The sequence below is a fragment of the Microbacterium sp. 69-7 genome (assembly GCF_001897985.1).
In the GTDB taxonomy this organism is placed as follows: domain Bacteria; phylum Actinomycetota; class Actinomycetes; order Actinomycetales; family Microbacteriaceae; genus Microbacterium; species Microbacterium laevaniformans.
In genome coordinates, this window is the sequence record NZ_MKRU01000017.1 from 22,804 (window position 1) to 23,636 (window position 833).

2 protein-coding genes are annotated in these 833 nt (G+C 70.1%); one reads left to right on the forward strand and one right to left on the reverse strand.

Annotated elements, in window-relative coordinates; genetic code table 11:
- Positions 1-269 (reverse strand): GntR family transcriptional regulator (locus tag BGN98_RS01880; RefSeq protein ID WP_288119186.1); only part of this gene is annotated, 269 nt, incomplete at its 3' end.
- Positions 270-606: 337 nt separating this feature from the next.
- Here BGN98_RS01880 and BGN98_RS01885 point away from each other — a divergent pair.
- Positions 607-833, forward strand: a 227-nt coding sequence (locus tag BGN98_RS01885) for an alpha-L-rhamnosidase C-terminal domain-containing protein (protein WP_288119183.1), incomplete at its 3' end; no start/stop codon positions are given.

The following is an 833-nucleotide window of genomic DNA, read 5'->3' on the forward strand; positions in this document are numbered from 1 at the left end:
CCGGTGTCGCGGCGCAATACGTCGCTGGGAGCGGTGACACGCGTGTAGCGGCCGACCGCGATCTCGACGAGCCCGAAGCGCTCCAGTCGTTGCAGTGCTTCTCGGACGGGTGTTCGCGACACGCCCAGCTGCTGGGCGAGCTCGACATCGCGGAGGCGATGTCCGGGAGGGAAAGTGCCGTCGGCGATCGCCGCGCCGATGCGCGCGTAGATCTCGCCACTCAGGATCATCCCGCTGACGAGTTCGATCGGGGCGAGGGTGGCACTCATTTGGAACGAATGGTACGTTGCCGCACCCGGCTGCGACAGGGGACGCCGCTGCGGGCCCACGCTCAGACGCGCGGCGTGGCCAACGGCGCACCCGCAGCGAACGCGCGCTCCGCGAAGCGGATGCCCATACGCTCGTAGGCGGCGGCGTTCGGGTGCAGGCCATCGTCGAGGTCTGACACCTCGGCATCCGGGAGCAGACTCCGGCGTCGAGGAAGATGAGGCGCGGATCATCCGCACGCGCGGCGAGCACCCTCGAGACGGCGTCGCGCACGACACGGAGATTCATCGCGCGACGACGAGCTGGGAGCGCTGGGACTCCCTCCTCCCCGATGGCAGCGTGAACCCCGGAGAGATGACGAGCTTCAACCACTACGCCCTCCGGGCGGTCGCCGACTGGATACATCGTGTCGTCGGCGGTCTCGAGCCGGCGTCCCCGGGGTGGAGTCGTGTGCGGATCGATCCGCGTCCGCCGGCGAGTCTCGCCTGGGCCCGCACGAGCATCGACTCCCCGCTCGGGCGCATCGCGCTCTCATGGTGGCGGGACGAGGACGGCGCTCTGCGCGC